The following is a 20358-nucleotide window of genomic DNA, read 5'->3' as shown; positions in this document are numbered from 1 at the left end:
GCGGCGGGGCTTCGTGGACGACTCGGGCATGGCCCTCAGGCCAGCTTGATCTCGCGCAGGCGCTCCATCAGGTAGCCGTGGGCCGTGATCGGTTCCGGGTAACGATTGGGGTTGTCGGGCGTGATGCAGCCCGGCAACGTCTCGATGAGGAAATCCGGGTTCGGGTGCAGGAAGAATGGCGTCGAATAGCGCGGCCGGCGCGCGGCGTCGCCCGGCGGGTTCACCACGCGATGCGTGGTCGACGGATACACGTGGTTGGTCAGGCGCTGCAGCATGTCGCCGATGTTCACCACGATGGTGTCGGCGTCGGAAGTGAACGGCACCCACTCGCCCTTCTTCGACAGCACCTCGAGGCCGGCGGCGCTGGCACCGACCAGCAGCGTGATCAGGTTGATGTCCTCGTGCGCCCCGGCGCGGACGTTCGGGATGTCGTCCGCCGTGATCGGCGGGTAGTGGATGGGGCGAAGGATGCTGTTGCCGAAATTGGTCTTGTCGGCGAAGAACTGCTCCGGAAGGCCGATGTGCAGCGCAAGGGCCGACAGCACGCGCGAACCGAGCTGGTCGAGCGTCGCGAAAAGGCCGTAGGCGACCTCCTTGAACTCCGGGATTTCGCTCGGCCACAGGTTCGGCGGCATCACCTCGGCGTGCTTGGAATCGCGCGGGATCTCGCGGCCGACGTGCCAGAACTCCTTGAGGTCGAAGTGCTTGGCGCCCTTCGCCGTCTCGATGCCGAACGGCGTGTAGCCGCGCGCGCCACCGCTGCCGGGCACGTGGTACTTCTTTTTTGCCTCATCGGGCAGCGCGAAGAAGCGCTGGAAGACGTCGTAGGCACGGTCGATCTGCGCCTGCGGGATGCCGTGGCCGCGGATGCCGCAGAAGCCCCACTCGCGATAGGCGGCGCCGAGCTCGGCGACGAAGGCTTCACGGTCGGTGTCGAAGCGGCGGATATCGAGGGTGGGGATGGCAGCCATGGTGCGGACTCGTAGCGTCGTTTTCGGGGGTGGCATGGTCACGCCGGGCCGGCAGGCGCGGCGTGACGTCGATCAAGCGGCGGCCTTCACCGCGGAGGCAAGGCCATCGAGGACACGCTGCATGAGGGCCGCATCGTCGGCCTCGACCGTGACGCGGACCACGGGCTCGGTGCCGGAGGGGCGCAGGAACGCGCGACCACGGCCACGGACGGCGGCCTGGGCGTCGGCGAGTGCCGCCTTGACGCTCTCGGCCTCCGCGGGCTTCCTCCCCGGCGCGACCTTCACGTTGATGGTCTTCTGCGGGACCTTCGCCATGCCCGACAGGGCCTGCTTCAGCGTGACCCGGCGACGGCGGAGCACCTCGAGGACCTGGAGCGCGCTGACGATGCCGTCGCCGGAGCTGACGCGGTCAAGGCACAGGAGGTGGCCGGAGGTCTCGCCACCGAGCACCGCACCGTGCTCGATCAGCGCCTGGTGCACGTAGCGGTCGCCGACCTTGGTGCGAAGGAAGTCGATGCCCCGGTCGGCGAACGCGCGCTCGAGGCCGTAGTTGGTCATCAGGGTGCCCACCACCGGCCCGACCAGGCGCCCGCTCTGCTGCCAGTCGTCGGCGAGAATCCACAGCAGGTCGTCGCCGTCGCGGACCACGCCGTCGCCGTCGACGAAGAGCACGCGGTCACCGTCGCCATCGAAGGCGATGCCCAGCTCGGCACCGGTCTCGCGGACGCGGGCCGCAAGGGCGTCTGGATGGGTCGAGCCGACGCCGTCGTTGATGTTCAAGCCGTTCGGTTCGACGCCGATCGCGTCCACGCGGGCCCCGAGTTCACGAAACACGAGCGGACCCAACTGGTAGGTCGCCCCGTGGGCGCAGTCGACCACGATGCGCATGCCGCCCAAGGTGAAGCGGCGCGGCACCGAGCCCTTGCAGGCTTCGACGTAACGGGCGACCGCGTCACGGGTTCGCACCGCCTTGCCGAGCTTTTCCGACGGCACGGTGCTGAAGGGATGCTCGAGCGCCGCCTCGATGGCGAGCTCGGTGGGGTCATCGAGTTTCTCGCCTTCCGCCGAGAAGAACTTGATGCCGTTGTCGTAGTGCGGGTTGTGCGAAGCGCTGATGACGATGCCGCCGTCGGCGCCGAGCGAACGCGTGAGGTGCGAGACCGCCGGCGTGGGCATCGGCCCCATCAGCTGGACGTCGACGCCGGCGGCCACGAGGCCGGCTTCGAGCGCGGCCTCGAACATGTAGTTCGAGATGCGCGTGTCCTTGCCGATGACGACCAGCGGCTTGCGCCAATCGCCTTCGCCGCGCGCCGCGCGAAGGGCATGGCCGTAGGCGTTGCCGAGGCGCAGCACGAAATCGGCCGAGATGGCGCCCTCGCCCACCCGGCCGCGGATGCCGTCGGTGCCGAAGTACTTCCGCACCCCCACTTCAGGCCGCCTCGATCGGCGCCGGGCGGCGGCCCAACAGGGCGATCAGGGCGGCAAGGCGCTGGCGCATTTCGCGACGATCGACGATCAGGTCGACGGCGCCGTGCTCGACAAGGAACTCGCTGCGCTGGAAGCCTTCCGGCAGGCGTTCGCGGACGGTCTGCTCGATGACGCGCGGGCCGGCGAAGCCGATCAGCGCCTTCGGCTCGGCCACATTGATGTCGCCGAGCATGCCCAGCGAGGCCGAGACGCCGCCGGTGGTCGGGTGAGTCAGCACGGAAACGTAGGGCACGCCAGCCTTGCGCATGCGGGCGATGGCCGCCGAGGTCTTGGCCATCTGCATCAGCGAGAACAGGCCCTCCTGCATGCGCGCGCCGCCAGTGGCTGAGAAGCACACGAGGGCGCTGCGGTCCGCCAGGGCTCGCTCGGCGGCCAGGGCGAAGCGCTCGCCGACCACGGAGCCCATCGAGCCGCCCATGAAGCGGAACTCGAACGCGGCCACGCAGACGGGCTGGCCCATCAGGCGGCCGGCGCCGGCGATCAGGGCGTCCTTCTCCCCGGTGGCCTTCTGCGTGGCCTTGATGCGGTCGGCGTACTTCTTCTGGTCGCGGAACTTGAGCGCGTCCACCGGCTCGAGGTGGGCGCCGATCTCCTCGAAGCTGTCCGCGTCGAGGAAAGCGGCAATGCGCTCGCGCGCACCGATCGGCATGTGGTGGTCGCACTTGGGGCAGACGTGGAGGTGCTGGTCGACCTCGGGCGCATAGAGGGCGGCGCCGCAGTTGTCGCACTTCTCCCACAGGCCCTCCGGCACGCCGCGCTTGTTGCCGCCTTGCGTGCGGATGCCGCCGAGTTTCAGCTTGTTCAACCAGCTCATGGAGGGCCCGGGTGTGGTCAGGGCCGCAAAGTGTAGCGGAAGCCCGGCGGGGGGCCGGCAAGCCCCCGCCGGTGCCGGATCAGGCGTCGAGCCCGGCGCGGATCGGCTGCAGGAAGCCGCGGGCGGCCGCGACCGGATCGGCCGCTTCGGCGAGCGCCTGCACCAGCGCACTGCCGACGATGACGCCATCGCCATGGGCCGCGAGCGCCTTGGCCGACGCCGCGTCCTTGATGCCGAAGCCGATCAGCACCGGCACCGGGCTGTGGGCCCGGACCACGGCCGCCTTGGCGGCGACGTCGCCGGTGTCGAGCTTGCTGGCGCCAGTGACGCCCGCGAAGCTGACGTAGTACAGATAACCCTGCGCGTGGGTGCGCAGCGGGCCGAGGCGGGCCTCGGTCGTGGTCGGCGCGACGAGGGCGATCAGGTGCAGGCCGCGGGCGGTGAACACCTCGCGCACCGGATCGGCCTCCTCGGGCGGCAGATCGACCAGCAGCACGCCATCGACGCCGGCTGCGGCGGCCTCGTCGGCGAAGCGCTCGAGGCCACGCATCTCGATCGGATTGAGGTAACCCATCAGCACGACCGGCGTGGTGGCGTCCGAGGTGCGGAAGGCGCGCACGGCCTCCAGCACGAACGTCAGCCCGACCTTGCGCTCGATGGCGCGCTCGGAGCTCTTCTGGATGACCGGGCCATCGGCCATCGGGTCGGAGAACGGCACGCCGAGCTCGATCAGGTCGGCGCCCCCCTCGACGAGGGCGTGCATGACCGGCACGGTGGCCTCGCGCGACGGGTCGCCGGCGGTGACGAAAGGCACGAGGGCCTTGCGGCCCGACGAAGCCAGCGCGGCGAGTCGCGCGTCGATGCGGTTCACGGCGCTCACAGCGAGATCCCCTCGCGGCGGGCGATGGTGAAGATGTCCTTGTCGCCGCGGCCCGACAGGTTCACCAGCACGCGCTGGTCCTTTCGCATCGTGCGGGCGAGCTTCATCGCCTGGGCGATGGCGTGGCTGCTCTCCAGCGCGGCGAGGATGCCCTCGGTGCGGGCCAGCAGGTGGAAGGCCTCCATGCACTCGTCGTCGGTCACGCCGACATACTGCGCGCGACCGGTGTCCTTCAGGAAGGCGTGCTCGGGGCCGACGCCGGGGTAGTCGAGGCCGGCCGAGATCGAGTGCGTCTCGGTGATCTGGCCGTCGTCGTCGCAGATCAGGTAGGTGCGGTTGCCGTGCAGCACGCCCGGGCGACCGGCGACGAGCGAAGCCGCGTGGCGGCCGGTGGCGACGCCGTCACCCGCGGCTTCGGCGCCGACCAGCGCGACATCGCGGTCGTTGAGGAAGGCATGGAACATGCCGATCGCATTGCTGCCGCCGCCGACGCAGGCGACGACGGCGTCGGGCAGCGCGCCGTACTCGGCGAGCATCTGCGCGCGCGACTCCTTGCCGACCACGGCGTTGAAATCGCGCACGAGCGTCGGGTACGGGTGCGGGCCGGCGACGGTGCCGATGATGTAGAAGGTGTCGTGCACGTTGGTGACCCAGTCACGCAGCGCCTCGTTCAGCGCGTCCTTGAGCGTCTTGCTGCCGCTCTCGACGGGCACCACGGTGGCGCCGAGCAGCTTCATGCGGAACACGTTCGGCGCCTGGCGCTCGACGTCGGTGGCGCCCATGTAGACGACGCACTCGAGCCCAAGGCGCGCAGCGACGGTGGCCGAGGCCACGCCGTGCTGGCCGGCGCCGGTCTCGGCGATGATGCGGGTCTTGCCCATCCGCTTGGCGAGCATCGCCTGGCCGATGGTGTTGTTGATCTTGTGCGCGCCGGTGTGGTTCAGGTCCTCGCGCTTGAGCAGGATCTGCGCGCCGCCGACCTTCGCCGACAGGCGGGCCGCGTGGTAGATCGGGCTCGGTCGGCCGACGTAGTGCTTGTAGTCCTCGGCCAGTTCGGCCTGGAACTGCGGATCGGACTGCGCGACGCGATAGGCCTCGGCCAACTCGGCCAAGGGCTGCATCAGGGTTTCCGCGACGAAGCTGCCGCCGTAGGGGCCGAAATGCCCGCGGGCGTCCGGGTACTGGTGGAAATCGTCAACGGACGGGGGGATCTGCGATGAAGCCATCGGCGCGGCGAACCTCTTCGACGAAACGGACCATGCGCTCCCCGTCCTTCAGGCCGGGAGCGCTCTCGATGCCACTGGACACGTCGACGCCGAACGGCCGCGCCTCGCGGACCGCCTCGAAGACGTTGTCGGGAGTGAGCCCGCCGGCCAGAAGCCAAGGCTTCGGCAGCGCGGGCAGGTCGGACCAGTCGAACCGGGCACCCTGCCCGCCCTGCTCCCCGGCCTTGTGGCCATCGAGCAGGAAGGCGTCTACGGAAGGGTAGCGCTTGGCGAGCGATTCCGCAGCGGCCACGCCCTCGCCCATCGCCAAAGTCTTCACATACGGCAGGCCGAAACGCTCGCAGAACGCGGCATCCTCACGGCCGTGGAACTGCAGCAGCGTCGGGCGCAGCGCGCGGATCGCTGCCCGGACAAGCGCCTCGTCGGCATCCATGAAGAGCGCCACCACCTGCACCAGCGGCGGCACCGCGGCGCGCAGCGATTCGGCCTGCGCGGGATCAAGCGCGCGACGGCTGCCCGGCACGAAGATGAATCCGAGAGCGTCGACGCCGAGTTCGCCGGCGAGGCGCACATCGCCCGGCCGCGTGAGGCCGCAGAACTTGATGCGGGTTCGATGGGTCATGGGCGGCGTGGAAGGAAAAAGCGGCGTGCGAACGTCATGCGTCCCGATCCGCGTAAGGCAGGGCGGCCAGCGGGCGCGGACGGTCGATCCAAGCCTCGGGCAGGCTGACGGCTTCCGGCAAGACCCAGTTGCGCGGGTAGCGCGGGCCCAGGAACGTCAGCCCGGCCGCGGGCGCCGTCGGGCCCGCGACGGTGCGATCGCGGCCGGCGAGCAGTTCGGCGATCCAGGATTCCGGACGCTCGCCGCGCCCCACCACCATCAGGCTCCCGACGATGTTGCGGACCATGTGGTGCAGGAAGGCGTTGGCCTGCACCTCGACGACAACCTGCTCGTCCTCGCGGCGGACCGTGATCGCATGGAGGTCGCGCATCGGGTGCCGGGCCTGGCACTGCGCGGTGCGAAAGGCACTGAAATCGTTTTCTCCGAGCAGCAACTGCGCGGCGCGATGCATCGCCGCGGCGTCGAGCGGCCTCGGCTCCCAGCTCAGGTGCTCGCGCATCAAGGCGGGGCGCACGCGACGGTTCAACAAGCGGTAACGATAGCGGCGCGCCCTCGCGGAGTGGCGGGCATGGAAGGCGTCGGCGACCGGCTGGGCCCAGAGCACGCGGATGGCGGACGGAAGGCGCGTATTGGTGCCCTCGACGAAGGCGCGGAGCGGGCGCTCGACGGCGGTGTCGAGATGCACGACCTGCTGGGTCGCATGCACGCCCGCATCGGTGCGCCCCGCGCATACCGCGTCGACCGGGTGCTGGAGGATCGAGGCCAGCGCCGCCTCGACCGCGCCCTGCACCGAATCGCCGTGGGAAAGCCGCTGCCATCCCAGGAAACCGCTGCCGTCGTATTCGATGCCGAGTGCGTAACGCATGTGGAAAGGCCGCGTGGGCAAGCCCGCGGCCGCGACCTCAGCCGATCGATTTCAGCAGGCGCTCGGCTTCCATGCGCGCGGTCGCACTGCCCTCGGCCAGCACTTCCTCGAGCATGCCGCGGGCGCCGTCGACGTCGCCGATCTCGATGTACGCCTTGGCCAACTCAAGCCGGGTGTCATCCATGCCAGCCTCGTCCACGGCCGGCAACTCGACCGTCGGACGCTCGGCCGTTTCGCGCTCGTCGAACGTGGAGGGGACGGGCGCCGCGGGTGGCGAAGCCTCGGCGGCGGCCGGACGGGTGCGGACATCGATGCCGGCGATCGGATTCCACTGCAGCTCACGGAACAGCGCATGGCCCGGCACCAAACCCATGCCCATCACCACGACCTCGCGCCAACGGGGGTCACCCGAGGTCTGCACGTGCGAACGCATGCGCTCAGCGGCCTTCAGGAAGGACTCGCTTTCACCCGTGTTGTAGAGCTGGCGCAGAAGGGCGACGTGGGCATCGAGATCGGCAGGCGCGCGGTCGATGCTCGTCTCGAGCTCGCGCAGCACCGGGTTCAGCGCCGGCACCGGATCGACGTCGGCCGGTGGCTGCGCCACAGGCGGCACGACCGCATCGACGACGGCCGCCGTCGACTCGTCGGCGGCCGGGGCCGGCAGGTTGGACAGGAAATCCTCATCGTCGGACAGGCGGGAACGCGACGGCGAGACGGCGGGCACGCTGGGCAGAGGGCGCTTCGGCTCAGTGCCTCGGCGGCGCCGGAGCAACAGGCCGACGAGTCCACCCACCAGCACCAGACCACCGGCGCCCAGCACCATGGGATTGCTGTACCAGGAGGCGGTGGCCTGCGGCGGCGTCTCCGCCGGTACGGGCTCCGGCGGTACGGGCTCCGGCGGGGCGGCAGGCACGGCGGCGACCTCGGGCGTCGGCGTGGCGGTCGATGCAACCACGTCGGGAGCGGGCGTGGCCAACGATGCGTCCACCACGGCGGAGGCCGGGGCGTCCGTCGGCGCCGCAGCGTCGACGCCCGTGCGCTGCTCGCGCAGGGCCTGCTCCATCGCACTGAGCTGGCTGTCCTTCAGTTCGATGAGGCGCTTCTGCTCGTTCGCCAGCGATTCCTGCTCGGTGAGCCGGGAACGCAGTTCGCGAAGCTCGGCTTCGCGCGCGGAGAGGTCTTCGCGCGCCTGCTCGAGTTCGGCGCGCAGCTCGCTGCCGGAGCCGCCGGAAGAGGCGCCGGACTGGGCCGCGACCGCACCGTCACCGGCCGGCGGGGCGATTTCGAGTCGGCCGGTGCCTGCGGGCGCAGGTGGCTCCCCTGCGGGGCGGTCGGCGACCCGTGGCGTTGCTGCGGGGGGCAGCCCAACCGGCGGGGACTCACCCGGTGCCGGCGTCGGCCCCGGTGCAGGCGCAAGGCTACGCCACGCGGCCATCTGCTCGCGCACGCGCGCTTCCGCCTCGCGACTGGCGACGTCGCGTGCATCGTCGGCCGTCGGGATGCGGAGGACGGCCCCCTTCCGCAGCAAGTTGATGTTGTCGCGCAGGAACGCGTCAGGGTTCGCGCGCTGGATGGCAAGCATCATCTGGGCGACCGAAGCGCCCTGCTGGTTCGACGAGGCGATGCGCCAGAGCGTCTCGCCCTCCGCAACCTCGTGGCTGCCGGGCGTGGCCGACGGAATCGCGGCCGGCGCAGGCGACGCCTGGGGTTGCGGCGGCGGCGAGGCATCCGCGACCACGGGCTGCGGCGCCGGCGGAGCGGGCTGGGGGGCGGCCACAGGAGCCGGCGCAGGCGATGGCGCCGGCTCCGGCGCCAACGGCTCGGCGAGCGGCGCGGGCTCCGCCTCGGCCACCGGCGGCGATGGCACCGACGGCCGCGGAACTTCGCGGGCCGGCTCGGGCGCCGGCGCTGGTGCCGCAGACACGGTGGGCGCACTCATCGGCGTGACCTTGGCCGCGGCGATGTGGGGCGGATCGACCAGCGCGGTGAACTCACGCACGACGCTGCCCTTGCCCCACTCGGCTTCGAGGAGGAAGGCGACGAACGGATCGTCGACGCGATTCGATGTGGTGACGCGGACCACGGGTTCGCCGCGCGCGTTTCGGCCGATGCTGAATTGGAGGTTGGCGGTGACGCCGGCGGGGCGAGGCAGGCCGACGCGATCGAACGCCTCGGGCGGGGCCAGCCGAACGCTCAGCGCGTCGAGCTCACCGGGGCCGACGCCGATCAGCGGGATTTCCGCGACCAGCGGCTGGTTGAGCTGCGACTTCACTTCGAGCGTGCCGAGGCCCAGCGCATGGGCGTCGTTCGCGACGAACGCGAGCGCCATGGCCAGGGGAAGGACCTTCACCGCGTGCTTCATGCCTTTCTCCCAAGACGCGGCCGGCGGGGACCCGGCCGAACGTCAACACTTGAAAACCGCCGCAACAGTAAGCCGAATGCCCCTGATCCGCCAAGGATTTCGGTCAGCCGCGCTTGGCCGCCAGCAGCTCGGCGACCTGCACCGCGTTCAGGGCGGCGCCCTTGCGGATGTTGTCGGCCACGATCCACAGGCTCAGGCCGCGCGGGTGGGAGATGTCCTCGCGGATGCGGCCGACATAGACCGGGTCGCTGCCGGACGCGTGCGTGACCGGCGTCGGCCACTCGCCCGCGGCGGGGTTGTCCACCACTTCGATACCCGGTGCCTTCTCGAGCAGGGCACGCGCCTGCGCCGCCGTGATCTTGTCGCGGGTCTCGAGATGCACCGCCTCGGAATGCCCGAAGAAGACCGGCACGCGCACCGCCGTCGGGTTCACCTGGATGCTGGCGTCGCCGAGGATCTTGCGGGTCTCGTGGACCAGCTTCATCTCCTCCTTGGTGTAGCCGTTGTCGGTGAAGGCATCGATCTGCGGGATCAGGTTGTAGGCGATCTGCACCGGGAAGCGCGTCGGGTTCGGGTCCTCGAAGCGCAGCAGCGCGGCGGTCTGCCGGCCCAGTTCCTCCGGGCCCGAGCGGCCGGCGCCCGACGTCGACTGGTAGGTCGCGACATTGATGCGGGTGATGCCGACGGCGTCATGGATCGGCTTCAGCGCGACGACCATCTGCATGGTCGAGCAGTTCGGGTTGGCGACGATGCCGCGCGGGATCGACTCCAGCGCTTCCGGGTTCACCTCGCTCACCACCAGCGGCACGTCGGCGTCCATGCGGAAGGCCGAGCTGTTGTCGATGACGATGGCGCCTACGGCAGCGAACTTCGGCGCGTACTCGCGCGAGATGTCGCCGCCGGCGGAGAACAGGGCGAAATCGACGCCGGTCGGATCGAAGGTGGCGAGGTCCTGGAGGGTCAGCTTGTGGTTCCCGAAGTCGACCTTGGTGCCGGCGGAGCGCTCGCTGGCGAGGGCGATGACCTCGCTGGCGGGGAACTTCCGCTCGGCGAGGATGGAAAGCATGGTTTCACCGACGGCGCCGGTGGCGCCGACGACGGCGACCTTGAAGCGGTTCGACATGGAGGGTCCTTTTCGAATGAGTGTCGTTGAGCGATCTGGGTGCGCGGCGCGGTGCGCCTGCGCAGGGCGCGCGGGCACAACGCCCGCGACGCGGATTCAGCGGCCCCGGGCCTCGGAAGCATGACGCCCGAGGCTAGGGTTTTCGCTCACCCGCTTTCCCAACGGCTGGGCCGCCGCCCTCGCCTGCCACGCGCGGCGCGACCTCGCCGACGTCACCGCACTGGGCGCGATGGCGCAGGGCCTGGTCCATCAGCACTAGGGCCATCATGGCCTCGCAGATCGGCGGCGCGCGCAGGCCCACGCAGGGGTCGTGGCGCCCGGTGGTGATGACCTCGACGGCGTTGCCGTGCACGTCGACCGTCGGGCCCGGCAGGCGCAGGCTGGAGGTGGGCTTGAAGGCGACCTCGCAGGTGACGGCCTGCCCCGTGCTGATGCCGCCCAGCACGCCGCCGGCGTGGTTGCTGGCGAAGCCGTCCGGATGCATCAGGTCGCGGTGCTCGGTGCCGAGCTGGCCGACGCTGGCGAAGCCGGCGCCGATCTCGACGCCCTTCACCGCGTTGATCGACATCATCGCGGCCGCGAGCTCGCCGTCGAGCTTGCCGTAGATTGGCTCGCCCCAGCCCGGCGGCACGCCGTGGGCCTCGACGCGCACCCGCGCGCCGACCGAATCGCCGGACTTGCGCAGGGCGTCCATGAAGGCCTCAAGCTCGGGCACCTGGGCGGCATCCGGCCAGAAGAACGGGCTGTCCTCGACCACCGACCAGTCCCAGCCGTTCGGCGTGATCGTGTGCAGCTGGCTGACGCAGGCGCGGACGGTGACGCCGAAGCGCTCGCGCAGCCACTTCTTGGCGATGACGCCGGCCGCGACGCGCATCGTCGTCTCGCGGGCCGAGCTGCGGCCGCCACCGCGCGGGTCGCGGATGCCGTACTTCTGCCAGTAGGCGTAGTCGGCGTGGCCCGGGCGGAACTGCTCGCTGATCTTGGCGTAGTCCTTCGACTTCGCATCGACGTTGCGGATCAGCAGGGCGATCGGCGTGCCGGTGGTCTTGCCTTCGAACACGCCCGAGAGGATCTCGACCTCGTCGGCCTCGTGGCGCTGCGAGGTGTGGCGCGAGCGGCCGGTGGCGCGGCGCTCGAGGTCGTGGCGGAACTCTTCCGGCGCTAGGCTGAGGCCGGGCGGGCAGCCGTCGATGACGCAGCCGATGGCCGGCCCATGGCTCTCGCCGAAGGTGGTGACCGCGAGGAGCTGCCCGAAGGTGTTGCTGGCCATGCGCGTCAGGCGTCCGTGTCAGGGGCGTTGGCTCGCCAAGCGGGCGATCTCGGCGTGGTGGGCGACGAGGTCGTCGTGGTGCAGGGCGAAGATGCCCATCTGCCCCACCTTGAACTCGATCCACGCGAAGGGCACGTCGGGCAGCAGGCGCTCGAGGTGCTGCTGGCTTTCGCCGACTTCGCAGATCAGCACGCCGTGCTTGCGCAGGTGCAGCGGGGCGTCGCGGAGGATCTTCAGCACCAGGTCGAGGCCGTCGTCGCCGGCGCGCAGGGCCATCTCCGGCTCGTGCGAATACTCGGCCGGCAAGGCGTCGGTTTCGGCGTTGGTGACGTAGGGCGGGTTGGTGACGATCAGGTCGTAGTGCCGGCCGGTCAGCGGGCCGTACAGGTCGCCGTGGTGCAGGGTCACGTTGCGGGCATCGAGCCGCGCGACGTTCTCGCGGGCCAGCGACAGGGCCTCGGGGCTCAGGTCGACCGCGTCCACGTTCCAGGACGGGTTGTAGTGGCCCATCGCGATGGCGATGCAGCCGCCGCCGGTGCAGAGGTCGAGCGCGTCGCGCACCTCGACGTCGCCGATCCACGGCTGGAAGCCGTTGAGGATCAGCTCGGCGATCGGACTGCGCGGCACCAGGGCGCGCGAATCGCTCTTGAACGACAGGCCGGCGAACCAGGCCTCGCCGGTCAGATAGCAGGCCGGCACGCGCTCGTCGATGCGGCGCTGGAACAGGCCGAGCACCTTCGCCTTCTCGTCGGCGGTGACGCGCGACTGGCCGTAGATCGGGTTCAGGTCGTGCGGCAGGCGCAGGGCGTGGAGCACGAGTTGGGTGCTCTCGTCCATGGCGTTGTCGTAGCTGTGGCCGAAGGTCAGGCCGGCCTCCCCGAAGCGGCTGGCGCCGTAGCGGATGAGGTCGATGATCGTCTGGAGTTCGGCAGGCATGCGGCTTGGCGGCCCGAAGCGGGCTTCACGGGACAAGCGCCCGAGTATAGCCAGCGCCCCTATACTTTGCGGCCTGATCCTGATGGTTTGGCGGCATTTTCATGTTCAATCGGACCTTTCTGCTGGTGATCGTGGCGGCGGTGTTCGCCGGCCTCGGCCTGCTTGCTGGCGAACGCTGGCTGGCGCGCAACGGCGGGGCTTCGGCCCTGCCCGCCTTCGAGGCGATCACCCCTTACCCCGCCCCCCGCGCCATCCCGGCCTTCGAGCTGGTCTCGGCGGACGGCCCGGTGACCGCCGATGCCCTGCGCGGCCGCTGGACGGTCGTGTTCATCGGCTTCGTGTCGTGCCCGGACGTGTGCCCGACCACCCTCACCGACATGGCGAAGGCGCAGAAGGCCTGGGAAGCCCTGCCCGACGCGCAGCGTCCGCGACTGCTGTTCGTTTCGATCGACCCGGAACGCGACACCCCGGAACTGCTCGCCGGCTACGCGCGCCACTTCCATCCGGCCACGCTGGCGGCGACCCAGCCCGATCCCGCCGCACTCGAGGCCTTCACGAGCAGCCTCAGCCTCGTGTACCGGAAGGTGCCACTCGGGAACACGTACACCATGGATCACAGCGGCTCGATGGTGCTGCTCGACCCCGAGGTGCGCGTGGCCGGGGTGATCCGCCCTCAGATGCCCGCCGGCGCCACGGTCGGCGGCGGTGCCATCGCGACGATCGATCCGCAGGCCGTGGCCCGCGACCTCGCCCGCCTCGCCGGAGCCGCCCCGTGAGTCCGGCCGTCGTCCTCCAGTACCTCCTTCCGCACCGGTTCCTCTCGAGCCTCGCCTACCGGCTGGCGCGCTCGGAGTGGCGGCCCTTGAAGCGCTGGCTGATCACCACCGTGGTGCGGAAGTTCAACGTGAACCTCGCCGAGGCGGCGAACCCGGACCCGGAGAGCTACCCCAGCTTCAATGCGTTCTTCACCCGACCGCTGAAAGCCGGGGCGCGCGTGGCGGACGCCGATCCCAAGGCCGTGCTCTGCCCGGCCGACGGCAAGATCGCGCAGATGGGCCGTATCGAGGAGGGCCGCCTCTTCCAGGCCAAGGGCCAGCACTTCACGGCCGCCGAGTTCCTCGCCGACGAGACGAAGGCCGAGGCCTACCGCGACGGCTGGTTCGCCAACGTCTACCTCAGCCCGCGCGACTACCACCGCGTGCACATGAGCCTGGCCGGCACGCTGGTCGAGACCGCCCACGTCCCGGGCCGCCTGTTCAGCGTGGCGCCTTGGGCCGCCCGGGCGATCCCGCGCCTGTTCGCCCGCAACGAGCGGCTGGTCTGCCACTTCGAGGGCGAGCACGGCCCCTTCGTGGCGGTGATGGTCGGCGCGATCCTCGTCTCCGGCGTGGAGACGGTCTGGAGCGGCGAGGAGATCCCGGCCTACGCCGACCGCGTGATCCGCAAGGACTGGCGCGGCAAGGGCATCACGCTGGAGCGCTTCGCCGAGATGGCGCGCTTCAACTACGGCAGCACCGTGGTGCTGCTGTTCCCGAAGTCGATGCTCGCCTCGATGGAGACGATTCCCGCGGAAGCGCCGGTGGTGCTCGGCCAGCGCCTCGGCACGCTGGCCTGAGGCTCAGGCCGGCGTCGCGGCCTGCACCTTCCACGCGGCCAGCACTTCGGCCTCGCGCTCCGGCGTGATGCCGGCGCGCAGCGGTGCGTTACGGCGCTCCTCGGGCTGGGCGGCGAACCAGGCGCGCGTCGCCTCGACGGTGTCGGCGAGGCTGCGGAAGGTCAGCCCCGCGGCGATCGCCTTCGCATTGCTGCGGGTGTGGAAGCCGGCGCTGTCGCCCTGCCCGGGCACCCACACCGGCATGTCGCCCCACGGGGTGACCGCCTGCGCCATCAGGAACTCGGTCGGCACCCACGTGAGTCGCGCGCCGGCCGTGGTGCTGGCGCGGATGCCATACAGCAGGCCGGCCATGTCGAGCGGGTAGCCGGGGCCGATGGCGTTGTAGGCGCCGGTGGCGCCTGCTTCGGCGAGGCGGATCATCCACTCGCCAAGATCGCGGGCATCGATGTATTTCACCGGGTCGCGGCCGTCGCCGGGGGCCAGCACCTCGCCGCCCTTGGCGAGGCGCATCGGCCAGTAGGTGAAGCGGTCGGTCTCGTCGCCGGGGCCGACGATCAGGCCGGGGCGCACCAGCGTGGCGGCGTTACCGAAGTGCTTGAGCGTCTCGGCCTCGGTGGCCGCCTTCAAGCCGGCGAACTTGGCCATGTCGGCGCGCAGGCTGGTCATCGTCTCGGCCAGCGGATCGCCCTCGAAGGTCGCCAGCGCGGCGCTCTCGTCGTCCCCCGGCGTCGCGCTGTCCGCGTAGGCCGAGAGGCTGGAGATCATCATGTAGCCGCCCACGTGGCCCTTCAGAACCGTGGCGGCGTCGCGGATCCAGTGCGGCACGCTGCTCGGGTTGTCGATGCAGATGTCCCAGCGGCGGCCTTTCGCCACTTCGGCGGCGAGGCTCTTGTAGTCGTTGACGTCGCGGTCGCCGAGCAGTTGCTCGACGCTGCCCGGCCATTCGCGCTGCTTGCGGCCGCGGTTGAAGATCGTCACCTCGTGGCCGCGCGACAGCGCGTACGCCACCTGGTGCGGGCCGGTGAGCCCGGTGCCGCCGAGGATCAGGATCGAGAGCTTGCGCGTGGCGTTGCGGGTCTCGCCCGGGGCGGCGCCCGGCGTTTGGGCACGGCCTGCGCCGGCCAGCGTCACCGCGGCGGCAAGGGCACCGAGTTTCAGGACGTCACGACGTTCGATCGACATGGTTCACTCCACGGTAGGTTCGTCAGGCTGGCGACCCCGCGATCCTCCGCCCTCGGCCGCCGGCGAGCCCGTGCCGGAAGTTACACTCGGGCCATGGGCGCGCTGACCGACATCCGGGTGTACCTGACGCAGGCCCACGCCTGCGGCTATTGGCCCGACCGGCAGGCCCGCGACCTCGTGCTCGACCCGCAGGAACCCGCCCTCGCCGCGGTCTACGAACCCGCGCTGGCGCTCGGCTTCCGTCGCTCCGGTCGCCACGTCTACCGCCCCCACTGCGGCAGCTGCAGCGCCTGCCTGCCGATCCGGCTGCCAGTGGCGCGCTTCCGGCCCGACCGCACGCAGCGTCGCATCGCGAAGCGCAACGCCGACCTCGTGATGACCGTCGGCCCGGCCCGGCGCAGTGACGAGCTGTTCGACCTTTACGCGCGCTACCTCGGCGCCCGCCACCCCGACAGCCCGATGGCGGAGCCGACGCCCGAGGAGTTCGACCAGTTCCTGATCGGCGACTGGAGCCCGACGCGCTTCTTCGAATGGCGGCTGGAGGGCCGCCTCGTCGCGGTCGCGGTCACCGACGTCACGGCCAACGCGCTGTCCGCCGTGTACACCTTCTACGATCCTGCGTTCGAGAATCGCAGCCTCGGCACGCAGGCGATCCTCGGGCAGATCGCCTGGGCCGCCGAGACGGCTCGCCCGCACCTGTACCTCGGGTTCTGGCTGAAAGGCCACCCGAAGATGGACTACAAGCGCCGGTTCCAACCGCTCGAGCGGCTGTGGAACGGCCACTGGATTGCTTTCGATGAGGATCATGAATGAGGGTTTTCTTCCGCGCCGCGCTCGCGGCGCTGGGCGCCGCCGTGCTGCTGGCCGGCTGCGCGGGGACGCCAGCCATGGCTGACGCGCCCCCGCCCCTGCGCGTGGCGACCTACAACGTCTCGCTGTACGCCGAGGTGGCCGACGGCGTTCGCGCGCGCTTGGCCGGTGGCGAGGACGCGAAGGCCCGGCACATCGCCGCGGTGATCCAGCGCCAGCGCCCGGACCTGCTGCTGCTGAACGAGTTCGACTTCGACGCGAAGGGCGCGCTGGCCGACGTGTTCCAGCGCGAGTACCTCGAGGTCGGCCAGCACGGCGAGGCCCCGATCCACTACCCCTACCGCTACCTCGCACCGGTGAACACCGGCGAGCCCAGCGGCATGGACCTCAATGGCGATGGGCGCCTCGGCGGCCCGGGACGCCTGCACGGCGAGGATGCCTTCGGCTACGGCCTGCACCCGGGCCAATACGGGATGCTCGTACTGTCGCGATACCCGATCGACACCGCGGCGGTCCGCACGTTCCAGACGCTGCCGTGGTCGGTGATGCCCGGCGCCCGCCGCCCGAAGGACCCGACGACCGGCCGCTGGTGGTATGACGACACGGTGTGGCCGAAGCTCAGGCTGTCCTCGAAATCGCACTGGGACGTGCCGGTGCGGACGCCCGGCGGCGTGGTGCACCTCCTCGCCGCGCACCCGACGCCGCCGGTGTTCGACGGCCCCGAGGATCGCAACGGCCTGCGCAACGCCGATGAGCTCACGCTGTGGCGCCATTACCTCGACGATCGCGGCGCCGCGTGGCTCTGCGACGACCAGGGCCGCTGCGGCGGTCTGCCGAGCGGCGCGCGCTTCGTCATCGCCGGCGACCTCAACAACGACCCCAACGACGGCGATGGGCACCGCGAGGCGATCGTCGGGCTGATCGAGCACCCGCGCGTGCTGCGGCACGCGTTCCCGACCAGCGAAGGGGCAACGCGGAGTGCTCGCGAGAGCGGCGGCGCCAATCGGCGACACCGCGGCGATCCAGCGCAGGATACCAGCCAGTTCGGCGGCGCCAGCGGCAACCTGCATCTCGACTTCGTGCTGCCTTCGGTGGGCTTCCGGATCATCGACAGCGGGGTGTTCTGGCCTCTCGCCGGACAGCCGGGGGCTGACTGGGTCGGCGCCAGCGACCACCGGATGGTGTGGATGGATCTCGACCTCGACGCCCCGCGCGGGACGGTGGAGTCGGGCCGATGACGTGGCGTGGCCCTGGGGCGATCGCCCTCCTCCTCCTCGTCCAGCCCGGCGTACTCGAGGCCGGCGAGCGAGCGCAACAGCGGCTCGTGGAGCGCCATGCGGAAGCGATCACCTTCCCGGCGCTCGTCGGGCGCTGTCGCGGATTGCCAGAGTTCCGTGACGCCCCGTTCGAGGCCGAACTCGCGCAATGGCGGCAGCGTCGCGCGGAAACCCTCGCCGAGGCCGCTTCGCTGATCGAACGCCTCGCCGCCGCGCAATCGCAGTCCCGCGAGGCCATCGATGCGGCGATCCGCGAACAGGCCGGGCGCCAGCATGAGCGTGCTGATGCGGACACGCTGGTCTACACCTGCAGCAAGCTCCGCTTCACGCTGCGCGGCGAGCCCGTGCTGCCGGTACGCGGCGCGACGCTCGACGAGGACACGCGTCGCGAGGTGATCGACGAGCTGCTGCCGGTGGCCACCAAGCTGATGGCCTGCGAATCGCCAGAGCGAATCGATGTCCGGGGCGCCCCGCCCGCCGTGCTGCGCAGTGACGCCAGCTCGGCCGCCGCCATCGCCGACCGCGTGGAGATGTGGAACGTCATCGGCTGCGGAAAAGCCCTCGACGTCGAGCTCAGCCTGCGCTTCCCCGACGGCGAACCACCGACCTTCGCGCTCGGCTTCCCGCGCACCGCCGCTCCGGCGGCGCGCTGACTCAGGCCAGCCGCACCGCCAGCGCCGCGGCGGCACGCCGCGCCTTGGCACGGGCCGCCTCGACGTCCACATCGCGAGCCAACGTCACCGCCACCCGACGGCTGCCTTCGACGCGCGGCTTGCCGAACAGGCGCAGGCCGGTGTCGGGCTCCACGAGGGCCGCGTCGACGTGCTCGAACACCGGCACGCCATGGCCTTCCGCGACAATCGCGCAGGAGGCGGCCGGTCCGAACGCACGCAGGTTCGGGATGGGCAGGCCGAGGATGGCGCGGGCATGCAGCGCGAATTCCGAGAGCTCCTGCCCCATCAGCGTGACGAGGCCGGTGTCGTGCGGGCGCGGGCTCACTTCCGAGAACCACACGGCGTCGCCCTTGACGAACAGCTCGACGCCGAACAGGCCCCAACCGCCGAGGTCGTCGGTGACGGCCTTGGCGATGCGTTCGGCTTCCGCCAGTGCCGCCGGGCTCATGGGCTGCGGCATCCAGCTCTCGCGGTAGTCGCCGTCCACCTGAAGGTGCCCGACCGGCGGGCAGAACGTGGTGCCATCGCGATGGCGCACCGTGAGCAGGGTGATCTCGTAGTCGAAGTCGATGAAGCCCTCGACGATGCAGCGCCCCTGCCCTGCGCGGCCACCGGTCTGGGCGTAGGCCCAGGCCTGGGCGATGTCGGCCTCGCTGCGCACGACGCTCTGGCCCTTGCCCGAGCTCGACATCAGCGGCTTGACCACGCAGGGCATGCCCAGCGCCGCGACGGCGTCGCGGTACTCGGCCTCGGTGTCGACGAAGCGATAGGGCGACGTCGGCAGGCCAAGCGTCTCCGCCGCCAAACGACGGATGCCTTCGCGGTCCATCGTCAGGCGGGCGGCGCGTGCGGTGGGGATCACCCGCTGCCCCCGCGCCTCCATCCCCACCAGGGTGGGCGTGTGGATGGCCTCGATCTCCGGAACGACGAGGTGCGGCCGTTCCCTGTCGATCAGCGCCTGCAACGCCTCGGGGTCGAGCATGTTCAGCACATGGGAGCGGTGCGCGACCTGCATGGCCGGCGCGTCGGCGTAGCGGTCGGCGGCGACCACCTCGACACCCAGGCGCTGCAGCTCGAGGGCCACTTCCTTGCCCAGCTCGCCGCTGCCGAGGAAGAGCACGCGGGTGGCGGTGGGCGACAGCGGCGTACCGATCGTCACGGACACGGGCTGTTCGGGGTCGCGGGACATCGTGGAATCCTGTGAGGCGAGACGTGAAGTCTACCGGCACGACTTGTCGCCCCGAAGCCCGCTGGGCATGCTGGCGACGAACGGAACCACGCTCGATGCCCCTTCGAACCTTCGTCCTGCTGCTGCCGATGCTCGGCAGCGCCTTGCCGCTGTCCGCGGCGAAACCGCCCCGCTCGACGCCCGCCCCCGCGATCGGTGGCGTGATGGCCGATGCCCGACTCGCGGAAACCAGCGGCCTCGGCGCATCGCGCGCACGGCCCGGGGCCCTCTGGGTGCACAACGACAGCGGCCATGCCGCCGAGCTGCACCTCATGTCGGCGGCTGGCGCACGGATGGCGAGCATCACCATCGACGGCACGCGCAACATCGACTGGGAAGACCTCGCGGCCTTCGACCTCGACGGCAAGCGCTACCTGCTGGTGGCGGACACGGGCGACAACGGAGGCCTGCGCGATGTGCTCGACCTCGTGGTGATCGAGGAGCCCGCGGACATCAGGGATGGCATGCGCCTCAGCCCCGCCTGGACGCTGCGGTTCCGGTGGCCGGACGGCGCGCGCGATTGCGAGGCGGTGGCCGTGGACGCCGTCGCCGGCGAGGTGCTGCTGGTGTCGAAGAAACGCGTGCCGCCCGAGTTGTTCCGGATCGCCCTCCGCCCCGACGGGGACAGCCTCCAGACCGCCCAACGCATTGGCCGCCTGGGAGGCATCGCCCAACCCTCCGCCGCCGAACTCGCGCAGAACCCCGTCTATGGCCGCTACCGCTCGCAGGTCACCGCCGCCGACCTGAGTCCCGATGGCCGCACGTTGGCGATCCTCAACTACCAGGCGGTCTATCTCTACCGCCGCGACCCCGGAGCGCACTGGTCCGGCGCTTTGGCGACCCCCCAGCGCCTCGATTTCGCCTGGATGCCGCAGGCCGAAGCCATGGGCTACTCGCTCGACGGGCGACAGCTGTGGGTGGCGGGCGAGCAACGCCCCAGCCCCCTGGTTTACTTTCCGCTCGACGCCCATTGACGAAGATATCAATCTGATATCAGATAGTCGGGCCCTTCCCG

General features: G+C 70.8%; 18 protein-coding genes and 1 pseudogene. 6 read left to right on the top strand and 13 right to left on the bottom strand.

Annotated elements, in window-relative coordinates; all coding sequences use genetic code 11:
* Nucleotides 1-35: 35 nt before the first annotated feature.
* From ACYVAK_RS07445 to prmB, 11 genes and pseudogenes are all read right to left on the bottom strand, one after another.
* Nucleotides 36-971, bottom strand: a complete 936-nt coding sequence (locus ACYVAK_RS07445) for an isopenicillin N synthase family dioxygenase (protein ID WP_461059496.1) — start codon at nucleotides 969-971, stop codon at nucleotides 36-38.
* A 72-nt stretch (nucleotides 972-1043) separates the two neighbouring features.
* The gene (glmM, locus tag ACYVAK_RS07440) at nucleotides 1044-2399 is read right to left on the bottom strand and encodes a phosphoglucosamine mutase (protein WP_461059494.1); all 1356 of its coding nucleotides are present in this window, start codon (nucleotides 2397-2399) and stop codon (nucleotides 1044-1046) included.
* A 1-nt stretch (nucleotide 2400) separates the two neighbouring features.
* Nucleotides 2401-3273: an acetyl-CoA carboxylase, carboxyltransferase subunit beta gene (accD, locus tag ACYVAK_RS07435; protein WP_461059491.1), complete on the bottom strand. Its 873-nt coding sequence runs from the start codon at nucleotides 3271-3273 to the stop codon at nucleotides 2401-2403.
* A 79-nt stretch (nucleotides 3274-3352) separates the two neighbouring features.
* Complete coding sequence (gene trpA, locus ACYVAK_RS07430) at nucleotides 3353-4144, bottom strand: tryptophan synthase subunit alpha (protein WP_461060508.1); 792 nt, start codon at nucleotides 4142-4144, stop codon at nucleotides 3353-3355.
* 5 nt (nucleotides 4145-4149) lie between these two features.
* On the bottom strand, nucleotides 4150-5379 hold the full coding sequence (gene trpB / locus ACYVAK_RS07425; RefSeq protein WP_461059489.1) for a tryptophan synthase subunit beta: 1230 nt from the start codon (nucleotides 5377-5379) through the stop codon (nucleotides 4150-4152).
* Entirely contained in the window at nucleotides 5348-6001 is a 654-nt protein-coding gene (locus ACYVAK_RS07420; RefSeq protein WP_461059487.1) for a phosphoribosylanthranilate isomerase, read from the bottom strand. Before ACYVAK_RS07420 ends, trpB begins: the two co-directional genes overlap by 32 nt.
* Nucleotides 6002-6101: 100 nt before the next feature.
* Nucleotides 6102-6866 (bottom strand): annotated as a pseudogene (gene truA, locus ACYVAK_RS07415) (tRNA pseudouridine(38-40) synthase TruA); the annotation flags it as partial.
* 37 nt (nucleotides 6867-6903) lie between these two features.
* Entirely contained in the window at nucleotides 6904-9228 is a 2325-nt protein-coding gene (locus tag ACYVAK_RS07410; protein ID WP_461059485.1) for a FimV/HubP family polar landmark protein, read from the bottom strand.
* Nucleotides 9229-9331: 103 nt separating this feature from the next.
* On the bottom strand, nucleotides 9332-10351 hold the full coding sequence (locus tag ACYVAK_RS07405) for an aspartate-semialdehyde dehydrogenase (protein ID WP_461059483.1): 1020 nt from the start codon (nucleotides 10349-10351) through the stop codon (nucleotides 9332-9334).
* 133 nt (nucleotides 10352-10484) lie between these two features.
* Entirely contained in the window at nucleotides 10485-11621 is a 1137-nt protein-coding gene (gene aroC, locus ACYVAK_RS07400; RefSeq protein ID WP_461059481.1) for a chorismate synthase, read from the bottom strand.
* Nucleotides 11622-11639: 18 nt separating this feature from the next.
* Nucleotides 11640-12557 (bottom strand): 50S ribosomal protein L3 N(5)-glutamine methyltransferase, encoded by a 918-nt coding sequence (gene prmB / locus ACYVAK_RS07395; protein ID WP_461059479.1) that lies wholly within the window; start codon nucleotides 12555-12557, stop codon nucleotides 11640-11642.
* Nucleotides 12558-12658: 101 nt separating this feature from the next.
* Here prmB and ACYVAK_RS07390 point away from each other — a divergent pair, with 101 nt between their 5' ends.
* Both ACYVAK_RS07390 and asd read left to right on the top strand, forming a co-directional pair.
* The gene (locus ACYVAK_RS07390) at nucleotides 12659-13333 is read left to right on the top strand and encodes an SCO family protein (protein ID WP_461059477.1); all 675 of its coding nucleotides are present in this window, start codon (nucleotides 12659-12661) and stop codon (nucleotides 13331-13333) included.
* A complete protein-coding gene (gene asd, locus ACYVAK_RS07385) occupies nucleotides 13330-14172 on the top strand; it encodes an archaetidylserine decarboxylase (protein ID WP_461059475.1) in 843 nt (280 codons plus the stop codon). The genes ACYVAK_RS07390 and asd overlap by 4 nt, the downstream gene beginning before the upstream one ends.
* 3 nt (nucleotides 14173-14175) lie before the next feature.
* Here the strand turns inward: asd and ACYVAK_RS07380 are convergent, their stop codons facing one another.
* On the bottom strand, nucleotides 14176-15354 hold the full coding sequence (locus ACYVAK_RS07380; protein WP_461059473.1) for an NAD-dependent epimerase/dehydratase family protein: 1179 nt from the start codon (nucleotides 15352-15354) through the stop codon (nucleotides 14176-14178).
* A 93-nt stretch (nucleotides 15355-15447) separates the two neighbouring features.
* Between ACYVAK_RS07380 and ACYVAK_RS07375 the strand changes: the two genes are divergently transcribed.
* The 3 genes from ACYVAK_RS07375 to ACYVAK_RS07365 are packed head-to-tail and all read left to right on the top strand — an operon-like array spanning nucleotide 15448 to nucleotide 18094.
* Entirely contained in the window at nucleotides 15448-16167 is a 720-nt protein-coding gene (locus tag ACYVAK_RS07375) for an arginyltransferase (RefSeq protein ID WP_461059471.1), read from the top strand.
* Nucleotides 16164-17402: an endonuclease/exonuclease/phosphatase family protein gene (locus tag ACYVAK_RS07370; protein WP_461059469.1), complete on the top strand. Its 1239-nt coding sequence runs from the start codon at nucleotides 16164-16166 to the stop codon at nucleotides 17400-17402. Before ACYVAK_RS07375 ends, ACYVAK_RS07370 begins: the two co-directional genes overlap by 4 nt.
* The gene (locus tag ACYVAK_RS07365) at nucleotides 17399-18094 is read left to right on the top strand and encodes a hypothetical protein (RefSeq protein ID WP_461059467.1); all 696 of its coding nucleotides are present in this window, start codon (nucleotides 17399-17401) and stop codon (nucleotides 18092-18094) included. The genes ACYVAK_RS07370 and ACYVAK_RS07365 overlap by 4 nt, the downstream gene beginning before the upstream one ends.
* Before the next feature lies 1 nt (nucleotide 18095).
* On the opposite strand, the gene purT is transcribed toward ACYVAK_RS07365, so the two are convergent.
* Entirely contained in the window at nucleotides 18096-19304 is a 1209-nt protein-coding gene (gene purT / locus ACYVAK_RS07360; RefSeq protein WP_461059465.1) for a formate-dependent phosphoribosylglycinamide formyltransferase, read from the bottom strand.
* Between the two features lie 95 nt (nucleotides 19305-19399).
* Between purT and ACYVAK_RS07355 the strand changes: the two genes are divergently transcribed.
* A complete protein-coding gene (locus ACYVAK_RS07355) occupies nucleotides 19400-20317 on the top strand; it encodes a hypothetical protein (RefSeq protein WP_461059463.1) in 918 nt (305 codons plus the stop codon).
* Nucleotides 20318-20358: the final 41 nt, after the last annotated feature.

Source organism: Silanimonas algicola, from assembly GCF_054777375.1.
Note: the sequence above shows the minus strand (reverse complement) of the source record. Positions and strands in the feature narration are given on the sequence as shown.